Below are 19,149 nucleotides of genomic sequence, written 5' to 3' on the forward strand. Positions count from 1 at the left end.
GATTTGTGCGGTGCGAAATACAGGAGTGGCGGTGATTTCGACGATCTTCAATTCGGACATGGCCATTGCCCTTGGGTATATGCTTGCCCTTGGCGTTGTTCTTGCCGCTTTGCTGGTTATTGCGAACCGCTTCCTGTTCGTCTTCCAGGATCCTCGCATCGATGAGGTTGAATCCGCCCTTCCGCATACCAACTGCGGCGCCTGTGGCGAGGCCGGCTGCCGTATTTTCGCAGAAAAACTGATCGTTGGTGATGTCCAGCCAGGGCAATGCACTGTCAACTCGCACGATAACAGCAAGGCAATTGCCGATTACCTTGGCGTGGAACTGGGCGGCCAGGAGAAACGCGTGGCGCGCCTCGCCTGTGCGGGTGGAAAGCACGTGGCACAAACACGAGCCCTGTATACGGGACTGCATTCCTGCCGTGGAGCAGCAATTGTTGGTGGCGGTGGCAAGGGCTGCGCATGGGGCTGCCTTGGCATGGGCGATTGCGAGGATGTGTGTGAGTTAGACGCCATTGCGATGGATGACCACGGCTTGCCGATTGTGGACAGCGAGAAGTGCACGGCCTGTGGCGACTGCGTCGAGATCTGCCCGAGACAGCTTTTTGAACTGCACCCGGTGAGCCACCGGTTGTGGGTAGCCTGCAAAAATCTCGATTCAGATGACGACGCCGAGATTGAATGTGAAGTCGCCTGTACTGCATGCGAACGCTGTGCCACTGACTCACCTGAAGGGCTGATTACGATCAAAGATAACCTTGCAGTTATCGACTACAGAAAGAATGCTCTTGCTTCCAGGGTCGGCATTGAACGCTGTCCGACGGGAGCCATTGTCTGGATTAACCAGAAAGACGAAATCGAGAAAGGGGCAAAGGCAAAAAGCATTATTCGCAAGCAAGTCTTGCCGCTGCGCCGTGCATAATCATTACTAATCCGAGAGGCATCAACAATGTTCGGAAACAAGAAATCAAAACCAGCTGTCAAGTACCCGGGTACGCGCATGGCGATGGACGGCAACGCTGCTGTCATCATGTGCGAGCGCGAAGCCTCTGATGCAGCGGGCGCCTACCCGATTACGCCATCGACACAGATGGGCGAATACTGGGCTGAAGAGGTTGCCAAAGGACATGTCAATACTGCCGGGCAGCCGTTGATTTTTGTCGAACCTGAATCTGAACATGCCGCCGCCGCGTTGACAGCAGGCATGTCGATGTCGGGATTGCGTGCAACAAACTTCTCTTCCGCGCAGGGTGTTGCTTTCATGCACGAGTCGCTTTACGCCGCTGTCGGCAAGCGCCTGCCCTACATTCTCAACATCGGCTGCCGTGCAATTACCAAGGCGAGCCTGAATGTGCACTGCGGACATGATGATTACCACTGTATCGACGATACCGGTTTCTTCCAGGTCTTTTCCAAAGATGCACAGGAAGCAGCCGATCTTAACCTGATTGCACGCAAGATCGCCGAACTGTCGTTAACACCTGCCGCTGTCGCCCAGGATGGATTTTTGACGACTCACCTGATCGAGCCATTGCAGGTACCAGAGCGTGAACTTATCGAAGAGTTTCTCGGCTATCCGGCCGACATGATTGATTGCCCGACTCCTGCACAGGAGATGATCTACGGTCCGAAGCGCCGCCGTGTTCCGGAAGTCTGGACAGTCGATAATCCGATGGTAGCGGGCACGGTGCAGAACCAGGATGCCTACATGCAGGCAACCGCAGCACAGCGCCCCTATTTTTTCGACCACATCCGTGACATTAGCGAAGAGGTGATGGCTGAGTACACTGAACTCACCGGCCGCAGTTACGGGCGTATTGCCGAGTATCGCTGTGATGACGCCGAGTATGTCATTTTCGGCCAGGGCAGCATGATCGTGCAGGCCGAGGCTGTTGTTGACTATCTGCGTGAGACACGCAAGCTCAAGGTTGGTGTGATCAATCTCACCATGTACCGTCCGTTCCCCGGTGATCTCGTCAGCAAGGTGCTGAAGGGCAAAAAGGGCTGCGTGGTACTGGAGCGTACCGATCAGCCGCTGGCTGAAGATTTGCCTGTCATGCGCGAGGTGCGTTCGGTGATTGCCAAGAGCCTGGAAAACGGCACGGCAGACGGAGAGCTTCCATTCCCCGATTATGTGAGTTACAGCAAGGCAAGTGATGCTCCGGCTCTCTATTCAGGCAGTTATGGTCTTGGCAGCCGCGACCTGCAACCTTCCGCGCTCATCGGTGCGATCGAGAACATGCTGCCGGATGGCAAGAACAAGCGTTTCTTCTATCTCGGTATCGAATTTTACCGCGAGGCCGCAACACCGAAACAGGAGATTCACCTCACCGACCTGGTGTCGAGTTATCCGCAGATCAAGGATCTTGCCATTGACGGCAGCGAGAATCCCAACCTGATGCCCGAAGGCTCGATTACCGTGCGCATGCACTCGGTTGGCGGATGGGGAGCCATAACGACCGGCAAGAACCTTGTCATGACACTCTACGAGCTCCTCGGTTTTGATATCAAGGCGAATCCAAAGTATGGCTCGGAGAAGAAAGGCCAGCCGACGACATACTATCTCTCTGCGGCCCCCGAACCGATCCGTCTGAATTGCGAGTACCATTACGTTGACGTGGTGTTATCCCCTGATCCGAATGTATTCCAGCACTCCAACCCGCTGCATGGACTCGACAATGGCGGCGTATTCATTATCCAGAGCAACCTGGATACACCCGAGGAGGTGTGGGCACAGATTCCACGCCAGGCACAGCAGTACATCGTTGAACACGGCATCCGCATTTATTACGTTGACGGTTTCAGGATAGCGAGGGAAGAGGCCACCAATCCTGAATTGCAGTTCCGTATGCAAGGCAACGCCTTCCAGGGTGCGTTCTTTGCTGCTTCCCCACTGATGGAGCGCAACAACATGACCGAGGAGACCCTCCTCGATGCGATCGAAAATCAGTTGCAGGACAAGTTTGGTAGCAAGGGTGCGCGCGTGGTCCAGGACAACCTCAAGGTCGTGCGCCGCGGCTTTGACGAGATTGTCGAGATTACTGAAAAAACTGTTGGTGTCACCCCGGACGAGGTACGCAGGCAAGCGAGCAACTTGCCCGTCATGCTCAAGCAGTTGCCTGAGGGGGATGGCCGTCTTTCCGATATTCACCGCTTCTGAGAGCAGACCGGCAGCTTCTACATTTCAGGAAAGGGCAACGACAACCTCGCCGACCCCTACATGGAGACCGGCCTGACGCCGGTGGCAACAGGTTTTTACCGCGACATGACACAGATTCGCTTCGAGTACCCGGAGTTCATTGCGGAAAAATGTACCGCCTGTGGTGATTGCTACAGTGTCTGCCCGGATAGCGCGATACCCGGCCTGGTCAACTCTATCTCCGAGATATTCAACTCAACCATCATGCGAATCGAGCGCGGTGGCAATCCGACACGCTTCCTGCGTCGCGAGGTGCGAAGCGTTGAGAAAAAACTGAGAGACCTGATCGAGCAGAACGGCGAAGAGGCGGATGTCAGTAAGCTGATCGATCATGCAGTTCTTGAAACACTGGCCGAGTCTGAGCTGCAAGGCAAAGAGCGAGAGAGCCTGGAGCGTGAATTTACCCGCCTGATGGAGACCATTGGTGACTTCCGCTTCTCAATTACCAAGCCCTACTACTCGACACGTGAGAAGCGTCAGAAAGGTAGTGGCGGATTCTTCTCCGTTACCATCAATCCCTACACCTGCAAGGGCTGTATGGAGTGTATCGATGTTTGTGACGATGAGGCGTTGATTGCGGTAACCCAGACGGAGGAGAGCATTGAGCGCATGCGCAGGGAGTGGAATTACTGGCTCGATCTGCCCAGCACCAATCCGGACTTTATCCGTATCGATGATCTCGATGAAAAGATTGGAGCGCTGGAAACCCTGCTGCTGGACAAGCGCAACTACAATGCAATGTTGTCGGGTGACGGCGCCTGTCTTGGCTGTGGTGAAAAAACCAGTGTGCACCTGTTCACCGCAACTGTTACCGCACTGTTGCAGCCACGCATCCAGAACCATCTGGAAAAGATTGACGGGCTGATTAACCAGCTGGAAACAAGGGTGTGCATGACGCTTGCCGACAATATCGATCTGGATAACACCGAGGCTTTCCGCAATGCCATTGATAGCAACCAAGAGCAGGATCTTACTCTTGGCACGCTGTCGCACACGCTGGAAGAAGATAGCGACACTCGCCCGTTGAACCAGGAGTGGCTCAAGGAGATCACTGCCCTGCTCGATGCATTGCGTGATCTCAAGTGGAAATATACCGAGGGTCAGACAAAACAGGGTCGTGCAGAGATGGGCATCATCAACGCAACCGGCTGTACCTCGGTGTGGGGTTCAACTTTCCCCTATAACCCTTATCCATTCCCGTGGGCCAACCACCTGTTCCAGGATGCACCATCCATGGCGATGGGTATCTTCGAAGGCCACATGGCAAAAATGGCCGGGGGCTTCAAGGCGATTCGCAAGGCCGAGCTCATCCTTGCTGACAAGTATGACCCTGCCGAGCACAACAACTTCTTCACTTACTTCAACTGGAAGCAGTTCAGTGATGACGAGTGGCACCTGTGCCCGCCGGTTGTTGCTGTCGGCGGTGATGGCGCCATGTATGACATCGGTTTCCAGAACCTGTCGCGTGCCCTGATGTCAGGTATGCCGGTCAAGATGCTGGTACTTGATACCCAGGTCTACTCCAATACCGGCGGCCAGGCATGTACTTCAGGTTTCATCGGCCAGGTGTCTGATATGGCACCGTACGGCAAGGCCTGGAAAGGTAAAGAGGAGATTCGCAAGGAGATCAGCCTGATCGGTATGGCGCACCGTACCTCATATGTACTGCAGGGCGCGATATCCAACATGACACACATGATCGAAGGTTTCGTTGACGGCCTCAACAGTCGTCGCCCAGCCTTGTTCAATCTCTATGCCGTGTGCCAACCGGAACACGGCGTGGGCGACGATGCCTCCGAGGCGCAGAGCAAAATGGCGGTCGAATCACGCGCCTACCCGCTGTTTCGCTACGATCCGGATGCTGGCGAAACCCTGATGGATTGTTCAGATATCGAGGGTAACCCGTCGCTTGACGAGGATTGGCCCACCTATACGCTGAATTACATTGACGAAGAGGGTGAAGAGAAGGATATGGATGTGCCCATGACCTTTGCCGATTTCGCCATGACAGAGGGGCGTTTCCGCAAAAACTTCCGCCAGGCGCCACCGGAAACCTGGAACGACAGCATGATTCAACTGCATGAGTTCATCGACCTGGACGAGGATGAGCGTGATGGTATGTTTCCCTATATCTGGGGCGTGGATGGCAAGAACCGCCTGATGCGGGTGCTGGTATCGCAGGAGATGGTCAAGTCAACAGAGGAGCGTCGCAGCTTCTGGCGCCAGCTCAAGTCATTGGCTGGTGTCGACCAGGTCGTCAACATGGATGAGGTCAAACTCACGGCCAAGGCCGAGGTGGCACAGCAGCTGACTGCCACGCTCATGGGTATGGCGGCCGGCAACCTGCCGGCAGGCCTGCTGGATGGTGCAACAGGAGACACTGGCACGGCTGCCACAGCAGCAGGTGGCGGCAATGGTGCGACGGACTTTGAACCCGTCTGGGTAGAAACGCCCGAGTGCACAACCTGTGATGAGTGCATAGAGATCAATCCGAATATCTTCGCCTATGATGACAACAAGCAGGCCGTCGTGATCAATCCGACCGGTGGCGCATTCAAGGATATTGTCAGGGCCGCGGAGAAATGCACGGCCGGTTGCCTGCACCCTGGAACACCTTTCAACCCGGATGAACCGGGCCTGGAGAAGCTGGTGCAACGGGCCGCGAAGTACCAGTAGGTGGAACTGACTTTTATGTTCCCGTTGTTTAACAGGTTTCGCAAGGGCCATTTCGAGCACGGTGTACACCCTGACTATCACAAGGGAATAACGTGCGATAAGGAGATCAGGCGGATGGCTTTTGCTCCGCGACTGATCGTGCCCGTGTCCCAGCATATCGGTGCGCCCGCTGTGCCAGTGGTCAAGGCCGGACAGGAGGTTGTTCGCGGACAGCTGATTGCAGAAGCTGACGGTTTTTTCTCAGTGCCCGTGCATGCTCCTGCTACCGGTATCGTCGAGGCGATTGACCTGATGCACAGTGCGGCAGGTCCAAAGGTATTGTCGATCGTCATCAAGGTCTACGAGGCGGCCTCGCAACAGGTGCTGGAGAGCTATCCCGTGGATCCGATGCAACTGGACAGGGACGAGCTCATCAAGCGAGTGCAGAACAGCGGCCTTGCCGGGCTTGGAGGTGCTGCCTTCCCTTCGCATGTGAAACTGCAGGTGCCCGAGGAGAAGCAGGCCGAGGTGCTGGTAGTCAACGGCTGTGAATGTGAGCCTTACCTGACTTGCGACCATCGTGTCATGCTTGAGCAACCAGAGAATCTGCTCCAGGGCGTTCGCTATGCCCTGCGCATCACGGGAGCGAAGCGGGCGATCATCGGTATCGAGGATAACAAGGCCGATGCGGCCCGGCTACTGCGTGAAAAGCTGACGGATAACGATCCGATCAGTGTCGAATTGGTGGAAACCAAGTATCCACAAGGCGCTGAAAAGATGCTGCTCAAATCACTGCTTGGACTCGAGGTTCCGGTTGGTGGGCTGCCTATTGATGTTGGTGTGGTGGTCAACAATGTTGGTACTTTGGCACAGCTTGGCAGGCTTCTGCCCAGCGGTGAGGGCTTGACCGAAAGGGTGATCACTGTGAGCGGATCCGGCATGGAGAAGGCGGGTAACTATCTTGTGCCGATTGGTACTCCGGTCAGTTTTATCCTCGAGCAGGTGGGGGTGGAAGCCGAATATGAAGAGGTCATCATGGGTGGCCCCATGATGGGTATGTCAATCGCCTCACTGGAGGTTCCTGTCACCAAGGGCACCTCGGGTGTGCTGGTATTCCGGGAGCGCAGATTCATTGAAGAGCAAGGTGAGCGTGGCACCCGGTTTCCCTGTATCAAGTGCGGCCGTTGCGTGGATGCCTGCCCGATGCGCCTCAATCCCGCCCAGATGGTGTGGCTCGCCGAGAAGCGTGAATACACGGCGATGCAGGAGAAGTTCAATCTCAACAGCTGTTTTGAATGCGGTTGCTGCAGTTTTGTCTGTCCTTCGAATATTCCGCTGGTGCAGTACTTCCGTATCGCAAAGAGCATTAACAATGAAAACAGGGAGGCAACAGCCTGATGTCGCGCAAGCCTATCGTATTGCATACGGCACCGCACGTGAAAAGGCCGCAGGAGGTTCCGGTCATCATGCGGAACGTCGTGTTTGCCCTGTTGCCGATCCTGGCTTTTGCAATTTACCAGTTCGGCATCAGTGTGCTGGCACTGACGCTGGTGGTGACGTTGACCTGCCTGGCCACAGAGCGCTTCTTCAACTGGATGAGTAACAGGACAAGTTCGCTGGGTGACTGGTCTGCAGTGATTACCGGCATCTTGATGGCACTGACGCTGCCTCCCGGTTTTCCGTTATGGATGGGTGTAGTTGCCGGCTTTGTCGGCATGGCCATGGGCAAGATGGTTTTTGGTGGTATCGGTTTCAATGTTTTCAATCCAGCCCTGGTGGGGCGTGCTTTTGTACAGGCAGCCTTCCCTGTCGCTATCACGACCTGGACACCGGCCTTTTTTGACGGGCGATTTACCCAGTTTATCCCGACAACGCTGACGATGCCCTTCATGATGCCGCCGGATATCTCCGCATGGGCAAGCAGCGTGGCAGTCGACGGCTTTACCGGTGCAACGCCACTCGGGCTGCAGAAGTTTCAGGATACGCAGACAGCGCCGATGGAGCTGTTGACCGGTATGACCGCGGGCTCTGCCGGTGAGACCTCTGCCCTGCTGATTTTCGTCTGCGGTCTCTATCTTGCGTTTCGCAACATGATGAACTGGCGTATCCCGGTATGGATTTTTATCGGCGTGACAGTCACATCCGGGGCGCTCTACCTGGTGGATGCCGACAAGTATCCCGATCCACTCTTCATGCTGCTTTCAGGCGGCCTGATGCTGGGCGCGATGTTCATGGCTTCTGACATGGTCGGCTCCCCAGTCACGGCGAGGGGCGTCATGATCTACGGTCTGCTGATCGGTTTTCTGACAGTTGTAATCCGTGTATTCGGCAGCCTCTCTGAAGGAATCATGTATGCCATCCTGCTGGGCAATGCGGCCACGCCCCTTATCGATGCGATGACCCAGCCGCGGGTTTTCGGGGCGCGACGCAAGGAGCAATCGCCATGAGCGATAATCCGCAAGTCGACAGGGCTCACAAAACAACCAGCACGGCAATGATATTGACCCTCGGGTTGGTGACGGCTCTGTCAGGCTTCCTGGTTGTATTTGTCTACCAGGCGACCAAGCCGGTGATTGCCGAAAACAAGCGCCTTGCTATCGAACAGGCGGTGTTGCAGGTGATTCCGGGTGCCGAGAGCTTCACGCCGATGCTGTTGACCGAGGATGCACTGGTTCCTGTTGCGCCCGGGATCGAAGGCACAAGGGTCTATGCCGGTTATGATGGCGAGAACAGCTTTATTGGCCTGGCGGCCGAGGGCGCAGCACAAGGCTATGCCGATATCATTCAGTTGATCTATGGCTACAAGCCGGCCTGCGAATGCGTCACCGGTATCAAGGTGATCAAGCTGGCGGAGACGCCCGGGCTGGGTGACAAGATCATTACCGACAAGAACTTTGTCGCCAACTTCGATGCGCTGGATGTCAGGCTCAATTCCGATGCTACAGCACTGGCGAACGCGGTCGTCCTCGTCAAGAAGGGTTCCAAGACGAACCCGTGGGAGGTTGATGCTATAACCGGTGCGACGATTTCATCTAACGCGGTTGCCAAGGCCATCAATGCCAGTGCGCAGCAACTGCTTCCGCAAATTCAGCCATACCTCGAAGAGTTGGAAGGAGCGCAGCCATGAGCCTGCTCAAACAGGATGATCGCATCACCGCAGAGACCTTTCTCGAAGGGATCTGGCGCGATAATCCGGTGTTTGTCATGTTGCTGGGTATGTGTCCGGTTCTCGCGGTGACCAATTCTGCCGTGAATGCACTGGCGATGGGAGTGGCAACCACTTTTGTCCTGCTGGCCTCGAGTGTGCTCGTCTCCCTGTTTCGCAAGCTGATCCCGAAAGAGGTCCGGATCGCGACCTACATCGTCATCATCGCCACCTTTGTCACCATAGTCGATTATGTCATCCAGGCCATCAGTCTCGATCTTTACAATGCGCTCGGCGCGTTTATCCAGCTGATCGTTGCCAATTGCATGATCCTCGGGCGGGCCGAGTCGTTTGCTTCCCGCAATACGCCCATGAAGTCGGTCGTCAATGGTCTCGGCATGGGGCTCGGTTTTACACTTGCGCTCTTGTGTCTCGGTGTCGTGCGGGAAATTTTAGGCAACGGTTCACTGTTTGGCTTGCCCCTGTTTGGCGATGGTTTCCAGCCATGGATTGTTATGGTGCTGCCACCGGGAGGCTTCATAGTACTTGGCGGCTGGTTGCTCTTTTTTGAATGGCTCAAGGTGCGCAAACAGGAACTGTCCGGTGACGAGGAGGCAGTGCATGGAAGTTAACAGCATTTCATTTATATTTTTTAACGCATTCCTGGCGAATAACTTCGTGTTAGCACTGTTCCTTGGGCTGTGCCCTTTCCTCGGGGTTTCGGGGAAGCTGGAGACAGCCGTGCCAATGGGCCTGGCAACCACATTCGTCATGCTGGTGAGCTCGGTATGTGCATATGCGATCAACCAGGTACTGGTGACGTTCGATATCGAGTACCTGCGCCTGATCAGTTATATTGCAGTAATTGCATCGGCTGTACAGCTGGTGGAGATGGCGATGAAGAAGCTTTCACCTGCGCTGTTTCGCGCGCTGGGCATCTTTTTGCCACTGATCACGACCAATTGCGCAATTCTTGGGCTGGCACTATTCCAGACCTTCAAGGAGTACAATTTTATCCAGTCGGTCGTCTATGCGCTTGGTGCCGGTGCCGGCTTTATCCTTGCTATCGTACTGATGGCCGGTCTGCGCGAGAGACTGGAGTTGGCGAAGCTGCCAAGTGTGACACAGGGTGCTGCGCTGAGCCTGATTCTCGGTGGCGTGTTGTCACTGGCATTTATGGGTTTTGCAGGACTGGGAGCTTGATGATGCGAGATTATCTTGTTGCGATGTTGGCTCTGCCCCTGCTCTTCCTGGTATGGGTTGTCGTACAGTGGATTACACGACAATATGCCATGCGTCACCCGGAATTCGGGCCGCCGCGGGAAGAGGGCTCAGGGTGCGGATCTTCCTGTCAATGCGGCAGTGGCGGTTCATGCAAGAAACAGAAATAGCGACGTGAATTTGCGGCGTACTGACTGAATGATCTACTTTATACGGGATTCGATATGACAGATATAAACTTGGAAGAGGCTCTTGGCAATAGCTGCCAGGCCACGGTTAAATCTAGCAAGCGTATTACTTCTGACAACACCGATGAGATCCGTGAACTGCACCTGTCCATCGATGAGCCGGCATTTCGCTGCATGGCGGGACAGAATATCGGTGTTCTGGTGCCAGGCCCACACCCGTTCGGGAATGAATTTCACCATCGTTACTACACGATTGCAGGCATGCACACGGAAGATGCTGAAAACGTGGAGATAGAAATTCTCGTGAGACGCTGTTTCTACATTGACGAGGTGTCGGGCGAGAGTTACCCTGGTATCTCTTCCAATTACCTGTGTGATGCGATACCCGGTGAGCAGATTACTATTACCGGACCCTACAAGGCGGCATTCAGAGTGCCGGCCGACAAGGGCAGCAACCTGCTGATGATCGGCACAGGCACGGGGATTGCGCCGTTCCGTACCCTGGTTAAATCGATCTACGACCAGCACGGGGACTGGCAGGGAAAGGTTCGACTTTTCTACGGCGCCAAAAGTGGTCTGGACACGCTATACATGAACGACCAGAACAGTGACCTGACAAACTACTACGATGAGGCGACTTTCAAGGCATACAGTGCCATCAACCCGCGTCCCCGTATGGATGCTTCCGTCGCACTGGGGAACAGCCTGGCTGAAAACAGCGCTGAGACCTGGGCGCTGATGCAGGAGCCAAATACTTACGTCTATCTTGCCGGATTAAAAAAGCAGGTCGCCGTACTGGACAAGGTGATGAGTAAAGTGGCGGGTTCGGAAGCCGCCTGGCAGGCGTTAAGGAAGCAGTTGGCCCGTGAGGGACGCTGGGCAGAATTGACGTTCCAGTAGTTTGTTGTCAGGCGAAAGTGCCTTGCTGTTTATTGACGGCTGTCAGAAAGGAATCACCGCGTCAGTCACCCAGGCGGCAGCTTCGCCGGTTGATTCAACAGCATCACCTGCAGAACCCGGTATGACGGCATCGGCCACTTCAAACGGCGCCTTGACCACGAAGGCCGCAGTTTCACCGACGATACAGCCACCAAGACATATGGCGAGAAATGGAATTGTCAGAAGCTTGATATATTTCATCCACGAAGCTTATATGCGAGCTATTCAGTTGCCAAGCTGTTTCTCAAGGCAATAGTCATCCATCACAAAGCCGTTGCCAATGTCGGTCACCAGTTCGCCAGTGATGACCATTCCCCAGCGTTGATAAGTGGCCAGTGCACTGCTGTTGTGCCGGTTGACGGTCAGCGTGATGGCTGTTGCGCCAAGCTTGAGGGCCTGTTTCTCGATGAAATCGAAAGCGTAGAAACCAGCGCCCTTGCCGCGATAGTCGGCGTCGATATAGATCTTGCTCAGAAACAGTTCCTGCCCGCGTAACTGGAATGAAAAGTAGCCAAGTGCCTTTTGCCTGTCGGAGACCAGGTAGTAGTGGTATCCGGCATCAATTTGCTCTTTCATCGCCGCCATAGACTGAAATCGGCGCAGCATGAATTCAATCTGTTCGTGGCTGAGAATTACCTTGTAATGGTTACGCCAGATCTTCTTTGCCAGCGCTTCGGCAGCTCGAATGTCGTTATCGCTGGCGAAAGAAGTGATAGAGAAAGGACTTGGGTTGTTGCTGTTTTTGTTCTTCATTTTCTGGTGCTGATGTTGGCTCGGGTTTTGGTACCGATGCTGTCTGCATCAACCCGTGGATGCGCTTGACATAGTTGCGGGTCTCTTTCGGTGCATAGGGAGAGACCTCCTGCCAGCTTTGGGCTTTTTTATCACTGGTTGAGGCTTTCCTGTATGCCTTGCGGACTCCGCCAAAACCGGCATTGTAGCTACCGAGGGCAAATGCGAGGCGCTCCTTGGGCGATATGTTTTCGTTCTCTTTTTTCCAAAGCTTGTACATCTGACGGTCGTAATAGATTCCTGCAGCGATATTCCAGCGCGGCGTGGTGATATCCTTGTAGTGCGGATTCTTCTTCTGAATTTCGCGGAAAGTGGCAGGCATAATCTGCATGACGCCTTTTGCGCCCACGCGGCTCTTTGCCTTCGGTTTCAGGTTGGATTCGGCTATTCCCTGTGCCTTGAACCAGCGCCAGTCAAATGCCGGGCCAAAATAGTGCTTGGAATATTTGCGGAAATGATCGTCGTACTTGTTGCTCCAGTGTTCGTCATCCACCGGCGGGTCCTTGACTGCAGCCAGTGCAATGACCGGCAGCAGCAGTGCAACAAAAAACAGCAGGCCAGGCCTGTCCATGTCAGTTCAAACCCATTCCTATGACAAGGCCAAGAGCTGTTCCAATACCGACGAACATACCGGCAATCATGATGCCGACGGCGATGTTGCCCTCGGCAAGTTTGTCGGGGATGCTGAAGTTGACAATGTGGCTGAAAAGCTTGCAGCCCATCCACATGAAAAACAGCACCATGACACCACCGGTAGCGACATAGATGATGTTAAGTAATAGCGGGTCGAGGTCGGTCATAAAATCCTCCGGGATTCGCCCGTTTATATACGGGCCTGTTGTTCTTTATTTGTATTAAGTATAGCCGAATCAGCCAACCTCAGGCTGTTCCAGCGTTTGACTCTAGATCCACTCCTGCGGCTTGAGATAGCGTTCGTACAGAAGAGCCTCGGGTGAACCGGGTTCCGGTGACCAGTTATAGCGCCACTTCACCAGTGACGGCAGTGACATCAGGATTGATTCAGTGCGGCCGCCGCTCTGCAGGCCGAAAATGGTGCCGCGGTCATACACCAGGTTGAACTCGACATAGCGCCCGCGACGATACAGCTGGAAGTCACGTTCCTGCTCAGAGTATGGCATTTCGCGTCGCTTCTGTACGATTGGCAGGTAGGCGGGAATATAGGCGTTGCCGACGCTCTGCATGAATTCAAATGTCTTATCAAGGCCCCACTCGTTGAGGTCGTCGAAAAAGAGGCCGCCGACACCGCGAGTTTCATCGCGGTGCTTGAGGAAGAAGTAATCATCGCACCACTTCTTGTAGTCGGCGTAAACGTTATCACCGAAGGGATCGCATGCTGCCTTTGCTGTGGTGTGCCAGTGAACCACATCCTCCTCAATCGGATAGTATGGGGTCAGGTCAAAACCACCACCAAACCACCATACCGGCTCTTCTGTTTCATGTTCGGCGACGAAAAAACGCACATTGGCATGTGATGTTGGCACGTGAGGATTGTTAGGGTGTATTACCAGCGAAACTCCCATTGCCTGGAAGCTGCGGCCGGCCAGTTCCGGGCGAGCAGCAGTTGCTGACGGCGGCAGCTGGGTGCCATGAACATGTGAGAAGTTGACACCGGCTTTTTCAAAAACCTTGCTGCCTTCCATCACACGTGTGCGCCCGCCTCCGCCGGCTTCACGTTCCCAGCTCTCTTCCATGAAGCCGTCGCCGTCATCCTCTTCGGCAAGTGCGTTGCAGATGCTGTCCTGCAAACCAAGAAGGTAGTTTTTTACATTTCTGATCGATATTTCATCCATATTTTTTATTCTCATGCCCTCAGAAGGATGCCGCTTGTAGCATCACGGATCTCGGTCGGTCTGTCCAGCTTGCCGGTGGCGCCGTAGACGATCATATCAGGAAGGTGTCGGAGTCTTTGACGCACCTGCAAGGGGTTGCGAGCAGGTTCTTTGCCAGAGGTGTTGGCGCTGGTTGAAACCAGTGCGCCACCGAAGGCTGTACACAGGTCACTGGCAATGGGGTGTGCTGTCACTCGCACAGCAACAGTGTCGCGACCACCGGTGATCCATGCCGGAACATCGGTTGCGGCTGGAACAACCCAGGTGACCGGTCCGGGCCAGCTTTTTTCGAGTTCCCTTGTGGTTTTCTCGTCGACACGGATATAGGGTGCAAGCTGCTCGATCGCTGATGCGACCAGAATCACTCCTTTTTCAGGCGCCCTGCCCTTGAGCCAAAACAGTCGTGCGACTGCCTGTGGGTCGAGCGGGTCGCAGCCGAGGCCGTAAACAGCCTCGGTCGGGTAGGCGATGACGCCGCCGCTATGGAGGCAGCGCCTGGCCTCACGTAATTTCCACGCAGGCAATAGTGAGTTACTCAAAGTTGCTCCTGCAGTTCCATGTCGGCCGTGATCGGACCACAACGAATGGTTTACTCATAATCGATTTCTTTTTCGGGAGAAGGGAGCGAAGATAACGATTAATTCTTATTAAGGCAAGATGTACAGATAATGGGTGGATTACTGATCAAGAGTCAATTCAGGCCGACATGGTGGCTGAAAAGTCCTCACTTGCAGACATTCTGGCCGGTTTTCTTCGCGCGACAGCGATTTGAAGGGCGTAAAGAGCGCTTTGATCTGCCAGACGGTGATTTTGTTGACCTTGTCTGGGGCGAAGGTGATGGGCCGCTGGTCATGGTTGTCCATGGCCTGGAGGGGTCGATTGATTCACATTATGCTGCCGCGATGATGAATTCACTGCAGATGAGCGGATATAGCGCTGTTTTCATGCATTTTCGCGGCTGTAGTGGTGAGCCAAACCGATTCGACCGGGCCTATCATTCGGGTGATACGGCTGACATTTCCGCTGTAGCGGCACATGTTGTTGAGGTCACCGGCAAGTCTTTGCAGGCAATGGTTGGTTATTCACTGGGGGCCAATGCGATGCTCAAGTGGCTTGGTGAGGCGGGTAGTGATGCAACACCCCGATCTGCGGTTGCAGTCTCAATTCCTTTTCGTCTGGAGCTTGCGGCAAAACGTTTGCAGCAGGGCGGTTCGCGCATCTATCAGTCCTACCTGTTGCGTAAAATGCGCGCTGCCTACCAGCGCAAGTTCGACAAGCGCCCTTCTCCACTCGATATCGACGTTGCTGACTTAAAGGATTTTTTCCAGTTTGATGACCAGGTCACGGCGCCATTACACGGTTTTGACGGTGTTGATGACTATTATCGTCGCAGCAGTTGCAGGCAGTATCTCGGCGGCATTCGCAAGCGCACGCTGATCATTCACTCCAGTGACGATCCCTTTATGTATCCATATGCAGCGCCTGAACCAGAAGAACTGTCCGAGCATGTCACGCTTGAATTGACTCAACACGGCGGTCATGTCGGATTCATCACAGGTGGTTTGCCGCAGCGCTGGCTTGAGAAGCGGATTATCGAGTTCCTGAAATCAGATGAGCCCCCGGTCGGCCATTGATTCAGCGCCATCGGCAGTGACAATAATGTGATCCAGCAGGCGGACTTCGACCAATGCCAGCGCTGATTTTATCTTTTCCGTGATGTTGATGTCAGCGCGACTCGGCTCGGCAACGCCGGATGGATGGTTGTGCGCAAGAATCACGGCTGCGGCGTTGTGCTGCAGGACGCGCTTGACTACCTCGCGAGGATGAACGCTTGCGCCATCGATGGTGCCGCTGAAGAGGGTTTCGAAACAAATGACCCGGTGTCGTGTATCGAGAAACAGAACGCCAAAGAGTTCGCGTGTAGCACTGCCGATCTCTGCCTGCAGGTTGCTGAATGCCTTGCCGGGTGAGGTGAGTTCAGCGCCACGCTTGATTTTTTCACCCTGGTAGCGACGTGTCATCTCGACGACCGCCTGCAATTGGGCAAACTTTGCATCGCCGAGGCCGGCGGCCTCGCAGAAACGCTGCCTGTCGGCGGCCAGCAGGTTGCGCAGACCGTCAAAGTTGCTGAGCAGTTCCCGTGCCAGGTCAACAGCGCTTTTACCCTTAACGCCGGTGCGCAGAAAAATCGCCAGCAGTTCGGCGTCCGATAGCGCAGTCGCGCCGCGCTGAAGCAGTTTTTCCCTTGGCCTTTCCGCGCTCGGCCAATCGCTGATAGCCATTCCATGACTCCGTTCGTGGTGAACATAGAGTCTGGCAAAGTTTGCCTGAAAAAGCCTGCAGTAACCTGCAGGCGGGTTTGCTGAATCCCTGCTGTTGTTTAGAGTACCTTGGAGTAACGGTTGCTTGCGCCATCTCTGTCGAGATAAGCATCGAACTGCATGCAAATGTTTCGAATAAGCAGTCTTCCGCGTTGATGGACGGTGATTTTGTGGTCACCTACTGTGAGTAGATCATCCTCGATCATTTCCTGCAGGCGTTCCAGTTCTGTGGCGAAGTGGTCCAAAAAATTAATACGCCATTTTCGCTCAAAAGAGGCGATATCAAGCTGAAAATTGCAGATAAGGCGGGTAATGACGTCACGGCGAATCATGTCGTCAAGTGTCAGTGTGAGACCATGTGAAACAGCCAGCTCACCGGCATCAATACGTGCATTATAGTCATCCAGACCACGCATGTTCTGTGCGTAGACGTTGCCGATCATGCCAATGGAGGTAACACCGATACCGATCAGGTCGCAGTCTGCGTGAGTCGAGTAGCCCTGGAAGTTACGATACAGGGTGCCTGCCTTCTGGTGTGCCACGAGTTCATCTTCTGGCTTGGCGAAGTGATCCATACCGATGTAAACATAACCGGCCTCGGCCAGTTTGCTGCCAGTACGGCGCAGGGTCTCCAGTTTCTCTTCAGGCGGTGGCAGCTCGTCTTCATTGATGCGGCGCTGCGGCTTGAAGCGCTCTGGCAGGTGTGCGTAGTTGAATACCGACAGGCGGTCGGGAGAGATTTCGATCATGCGATCAAGCGTGCGATCAAAACTATCTGCAGTTTGAAGTGGTAATCCGTATATCAGGTCGACACTGACAGACTTGAAACCGGCATCGCGGGCTGCTGTCAGCACCTCGATGGTCTGTTCTTCGGGCTGTATTCGGTTGACCGCAACCTGCACCTTGTGATCAAAATCCTGTACGCCGAGACTGATACGGTTGAAACCGATTTCACGCAGCTGCATCACTTTTTCACGGTCTGCTTCACGCGGATCGATTTCGATCGAGTATTCGCCCGAGTCATCATCGACCAACTGGAAAGCCTCACTGGTCTTGAGCATTAACTCGTGCATCTGCTCGTTGCTGATGAAGGTCGGTGTGCCGCCTCCCCAGTGAAGTTGCCTGACCTGGCGTGATGAATCGAACAGCCTGGATTGCATTTCCAGTTCCTTGTAGACACGGTCCAGGTATGGCTGTGCCTTGCTTCGGTCCTTGGTTGCAATCTTGTTACAGGCGCAGAAGAAGCAGACCGTGTCGCAAAAAGGAATGTGGAAATAGAGCGACAGCCCACGGTCAGTGTGATTGGAGTCCTCCGCAGCTGTGCGATAATCATCAACTGTAAAGCTGTCATCAAATTGCAGCGCAGTTGGGTAGGAGGTATAGCGCGGGCCGCTGAGGTCGTAGCGCTTGATCAGTTCGGGATCAAGTATCAAGGGATTGTCCATCAGGGCATTCTAAGGTTAAAAGAGTAATCTTTAAAGGGTTATTGCTCGTTTGTCATTAGTTGTTAGCCTTTTTATTGCCGGTCGCTGGCTGATGGAAGTTTATTGTGAGTGCTTACTACCGCAGCAGATTTCTATCTGATAATCTATCTGCGTAGAAGAGCTCTTACAGGAACAGTTGCCTTGTCTTTACTGGGGCGTCATATATTACTGGGTGTCAGCGGCGGAATAGCAGCCTACAAATCCGCTGAACTCGCGCGCCTGCTGGTCAAGGCCGGAGCCGAGGTGCGGGTCGTCATGACAACGGCAGCAACCGAATTCGTCGGCCCCATGACATTCCAGGCACTAACAGGACACACGGTCAGGAGCGGGCTTTTTGACGAAGAGCACGAGGCGGCCATGGGCCACATCGAGCTGGCACGCTGGGCAGATCTCGTGGTGATTGCTCCTGCAACGGCAGACCTGATGGCACGTCTTGCGCATGGAAAGGCAGAAGATCTGCTGACAACACTGGTGCTGGCAACACCGGCAGCGGTAGCGATTGCCCCGGCGATGAATCAGCAGATGTGGGCAGATACTGCCACGCAGGCGAACCTTGAACGGTTGGACGAGCGTGAATACCTTATATGGGGTCCTGCAGCCGGAGAGCAGGCGTGTGGTGACGTCGGCATGGGCAGGATGATCGAGCCTGCAGAGATTGCAGAAAAAATAGATGCCAGTTTCCCGGGAGGCCGCCTTGATGGTATTAGTGCCATGGTCACGGCAGGCCCGACCTATGAGGCGATCGACCCGGTACGTTTTATCGGCAATCGCAGCTCGGGCAAGATGGGTTTTGCAGTGGCCCGGGCACTGGTCGAGCAAGGCGCCGAGGTGACCCTGGTTGCAGGGCCGGTCAAGCTGGAGGCGCCGAAAGGTGTGCGGCGCATCGATGTCGAGTCGGCAGCAGAAATGCACGCTGCTGTGATGGACTCAATTGCCGGCCAGGCGCTGTTCGTGGCGAGCGCCGCAGTGGCCGATTACCGTCCGGCAGATGTCGCTGACGGTAAAATCAAGAAATCAGCACAGAGTATGACGCTGGAGCTGGTTCGTAATCCTGATATTCTCGCCGACGTTGCCGCCCTTCCCGAGCCCCCCTTCTGTGTCGGCTTTGCTGCCGAGACGCACGATGTTGTCGGGCATGCCGAAGAGAAGCGCACACGCAAGAACCTGGACATGATCGCGGCCAACCATGTTGGCGGCGAAACAGGCGGTTTTGATGCGGCAGACAATGCCCTGACTGTCTTGTGGAAGAATGGCAGTATCGAACTGCCGATGATGGATAAACAGCGGCTGGCCCACAGGCTGGTCGAACTGATTTGTGACCAATTCAAGAAGCCTGAGGGCGATGATTAAAAAGA

The 19,149-nt window shown here is 54.7% G+C and carries 18 protein-coding genes and 1 pseudogene; 11 read left to right on the forward strand and 8 right to left on the reverse strand.

The annotated features are described in order from the left end of the window. Nucleotides 1-79 precede the first annotated feature (79 nt). From BOW06_RS09795 to BOW06_RS09835, 9 genes and pseudogenes are all read left to right on the forward strand, one after another. Nucleotides 80-922: an RnfABCDGE type electron transport complex subunit B gene (locus tag BOW06_RS09795; protein ID WP_078454671.1), complete on the forward strand. Its 843-nt coding sequence runs from the start codon at nt 80-82 to the stop codon at nt 920-922. Between the two features lie 27 nt (nt 923-949). Continuing rightward, nucleotides 950-5,875: pseudogene (locus BOW06_RS09800) on the forward strand (2-oxoacid:acceptor oxidoreductase family protein). A gap of 15 nt (nt 5,876-5,890) precedes the next feature. Continuing rightward, on the forward strand, nt 5,891-7,252 hold the full coding sequence (rsxC, locus tag BOW06_RS09805; protein ID WP_078452713.1) for an electron transport complex subunit RsxC: 1,362 nt from the start codon (nt 5,891-5,893) through the stop codon (nt 7,250-7,252). Continuing rightward, nucleotides 7,252-8,301, forward strand: a complete 1,050-nt coding sequence (locus tag BOW06_RS09810; RefSeq protein WP_078454664.1) for an RnfABCDGE type electron transport complex subunit D — start codon at nt 7,252-7,254, stop codon at nt 8,299-8,301. Before rsxC ends, BOW06_RS09810 begins: the two co-directional genes overlap by 1 nt. Beyond that, nucleotides 8,298-8,981 (forward strand): RnfABCDGE type electron transport complex subunit G, encoded by a 684-nt coding sequence (locus tag BOW06_RS09815; protein WP_043116217.1) that lies wholly within the window; start codon nt 8,298-8,300, stop codon nt 8,979-8,981. The genes BOW06_RS09810 and BOW06_RS09815 overlap by 4 nt, the downstream gene beginning before the upstream one ends. Beyond that, the gene (gene rsxE, locus BOW06_RS09820) at nt 8,978-9,631 is read left to right on the forward strand and encodes an electron transport complex subunit RsxE (protein ID WP_043116215.1); all 654 of its coding nucleotides are present in this window, start codon (nt 8,978-8,980) and stop codon (nt 9,629-9,631) included. Before BOW06_RS09815 ends, rsxE begins: the two co-directional genes overlap by 4 nt. Then, nucleotides 9,621-10,202 (forward strand): electron transport complex protein RnfA, encoded by a 582-nt coding sequence (locus tag BOW06_RS09825; RefSeq protein ID WP_043116213.1) that lies wholly within the window; start codon nt 9,621-9,623, stop codon nt 10,200-10,202. Before rsxE ends, BOW06_RS09825 begins: the two co-directional genes overlap by 11 nt. Nucleotides 10,203-10,204: 2 nt before the next feature. After that, nucleotides 10,205-10,390, forward strand: a complete 186-nt coding sequence (locus BOW06_RS09830) for a chemotaxis protein (protein ID WP_179115110.1) — start codon at nt 10,205-10,207, stop codon at nt 10,388-10,390. A 54-nt stretch (nt 10,391-10,444) separates the two neighbouring features. Next, nucleotides 10,445-11,308 carry a ferredoxin reductase domain-containing protein gene (locus tag BOW06_RS09835; protein WP_043116211.1) on the forward strand — a complete coding sequence of 288 codons (864 nt, stop codon included), beginning with the start codon at nt 10,445-10,447 and terminating at the stop codon, nt 11,306-11,308. A gap of 42 nt (nt 11,309-11,350) precedes the next feature. Here the strand turns inward: BOW06_RS09835 and BOW06_RS09840 are convergent, their stop codons facing one another. The 6 genes from BOW06_RS09840 to tsaC form a co-directional block, all read right to left on the reverse strand. After that, complete coding sequence (locus BOW06_RS09840; RefSeq protein WP_043116209.1) at nt 11,351-11,548, reverse strand: hypothetical protein; 198 nt, start codon at nt 11,546-11,548, stop codon at nt 11,351-11,353. Nucleotides 11,549-11,572: 24 nt separating this feature from the next. Beyond that, on the reverse strand, nt 11,573-12,100 hold the full coding sequence (locus BOW06_RS09845) for a GNAT family N-acetyltransferase (protein WP_052132045.1): 528 nt from the start codon (nt 12,098-12,100) through the stop codon (nt 11,573-11,575). Next, complete coding sequence (locus tag BOW06_RS09850) at nt 12,039-12,710, reverse strand: transglycosylase SLT domain-containing protein (protein ID WP_078452672.1); 672 nt, start codon at nt 12,708-12,710, stop codon at nt 12,039-12,041. Before BOW06_RS09850 ends, BOW06_RS09845 begins: the two co-directional genes overlap by 62 nt. 1 nt (nt 12,711) lies before the next feature. Then, nucleotides 12,712-12,939 (reverse strand): DUF350 domain-containing protein, encoded by a 228-nt coding sequence (locus BOW06_RS09855; protein WP_043116208.1) that lies wholly within the window; start codon nt 12,937-12,939, stop codon nt 12,712-12,714. 102 nt (nt 12,940-13,041) lie between these two features. After that, a complete protein-coding gene (gene hemF / locus BOW06_RS09860) occupies nt 13,042-13,965 on the reverse strand; it encodes an oxygen-dependent coproporphyrinogen oxidase (RefSeq protein WP_370607995.1) in 924 nt (307 codons plus the stop codon). After that, nucleotides 13,962-14,528, reverse strand: coding sequence for an L-threonylcarbamoyladenylate synthase type 1 TsaC (gene tsaC / locus BOW06_RS09865; protein ID WP_043116205.1), 567 nt, complete (start codon nt 14,526-14,528; stop codon nt 13,962-13,964). The genes hemF and tsaC overlap by 4 nt, the downstream gene beginning before the upstream one ends. Before the next feature lie 129 nt (nt 14,529-14,657). Here tsaC and BOW06_RS09870 point away from each other — a divergent pair, with 129 nt between their 5' ends. Next, nucleotides 14,658-15,623, forward strand: a complete 966-nt coding sequence (locus tag BOW06_RS09870; RefSeq protein WP_043116204.1) for a hydrolase — start codon at nt 14,658-14,660, stop codon at nt 15,621-15,623. On the opposite strand, the gene radC is transcribed toward BOW06_RS09870, so the two are convergent. Next, entirely contained in the window at nt 15,597-16,271 is a 675-nt protein-coding gene (radC, locus tag BOW06_RS09875; protein ID WP_078454661.1) for a RadC family protein, read from the reverse strand. The genes BOW06_RS09870 and radC overlap by 27 nt on opposite strands. Nucleotides 16,272-16,369: 98 nt before the next feature. Further along, nucleotides 16,370-17,755, reverse strand: a complete 1,386-nt coding sequence (hemN, locus tag BOW06_RS09880; RefSeq protein WP_078454660.1) for an oxygen-independent coproporphyrinogen III oxidase — start codon at nt 17,753-17,755, stop codon at nt 16,370-16,372. A 180-nt stretch (nt 17,756-17,935) separates the two neighbouring features. Here hemN and coaBC point away from each other — a divergent pair, with 180 nt between their 5' ends. Continuing rightward, on the forward strand, nt 17,936-19,144 hold the full coding sequence (coaBC, locus tag BOW06_RS09885; RefSeq protein WP_043116199.1) for a bifunctional phosphopantothenoylcysteine decarboxylase/phosphopantothenate--cysteine ligase CoaBC: 1,209 nt from the start codon (nt 17,936-17,938) through the stop codon (nt 19,142-19,144). The last annotated feature ends 5 nt before the right edge of the window (nt 19,145-19,149 follow it).

The sequence above is a fragment of the Solemya velum gill symbiont genome, from assembly GCF_002020255.1.
Taxonomy (GTDB): Bacteria; Pseudomonadota; Gammaproteobacteria; order Chromatiales; family Chromatiaceae.

Bases quoted from the DNA above. Each gene is read 5' to 3' on its own strand.
- BOW06_RS09835 (WP_043116211.1), top strand. From the start codon at position 10,445: ATGACAGATATAAACTTGGAAGAGGCTCTTGGCAATAGCTGCCAGGCC.
- BOW06_RS09825 (WP_043116213.1), top strand. From the start codon at position 9,621: ATGGAAGTTAACAGCATTTCATTTATATTTTTTAACGCATTCCTGGCG.
- BOW06_RS09855 (WP_043116208.1), bottom strand. From the start codon at position 12,939: ATGACCGACCTCGACCCGCTATTACTTAACATCATCTATGTCGCTACC.
- BOW06_RS09795 (WP_078454671.1), top strand. From the start codon at position 80: ATGCTTGCCCTTGGCGTTGTTCTTGCCGCTTTGCTGGTTATTGCGAAC.
- BOW06_RS09810 (WP_078454664.1), top strand. From the start codon at position 7,252: ATGTCGCGCAAGCCTATCGTATTGCATACGGCACCGCACGTGAAAAGG.
- rsxC (WP_078452713.1), top strand. From the start codon at position 5,891: ATGTTCCCGTTGTTTAACAGGTTTCGCAAGGGCCATTTCGAGCACGGT.
- hemN (WP_078454660.1), bottom strand. From the start codon at position 17,755: ATGGACAATCCCTTGATACTTGATCCCGAACTGATCAAGCGCTACGAC.
- BOW06_RS09840 (WP_043116209.1), bottom strand. From the start codon at position 11,548: ATGAAATATATCAAGCTTCTGACAATTCCATTTCTCGCCATATGTCTT.
- BOW06_RS09870 (WP_043116204.1), top strand. From the start codon at position 14,658: ATGGGTGGATTACTGATCAAGAGTCAATTCAGGCCGACATGGTGGCTG.
- rsxE (WP_043116215.1), top strand. From the start codon at position 8,978: ATGAGCCTGCTCAAACAGGATGATCGCATCACCGCAGAGACCTTTCTC.
- radC (WP_078454661.1), bottom strand. From the start codon at position 16,271: ATGGCTATCAGCGATTGGCCGAGCGCGGAAAGGCCAAGGGAAAAACTG.
- hemF (WP_370607995.1), bottom strand. From the start codon at position 13,965: ATGAGAATAAAAAATATGGATGAAATATCGATCAGAAATGTAAAAAAC.
- BOW06_RS09815 (WP_043116217.1), top strand. From the start codon at position 8,298: ATGAGCGATAATCCGCAAGTCGACAGGGCTCACAAAACAACCAGCACG.
- BOW06_RS09850 (WP_078452672.1), bottom strand. From the start codon at position 12,710: ATGGACAGGCCTGGCCTGCTGTTTTTTGTTGCACTGCTGCTGCCGGTC.
- BOW06_RS09830 (WP_179115110.1), top strand. From the start codon at position 10,205: ATGCGAGATTATCTTGTTGCGATGTTGGCTCTGCCCCTGCTCTTCCTG.
- BOW06_RS09845 (WP_052132045.1), bottom strand. From the start codon at position 12,100: ATGAAGAACAAAAACAGCAACAACCCAAGTCCTTTCTCTATCACTTCT.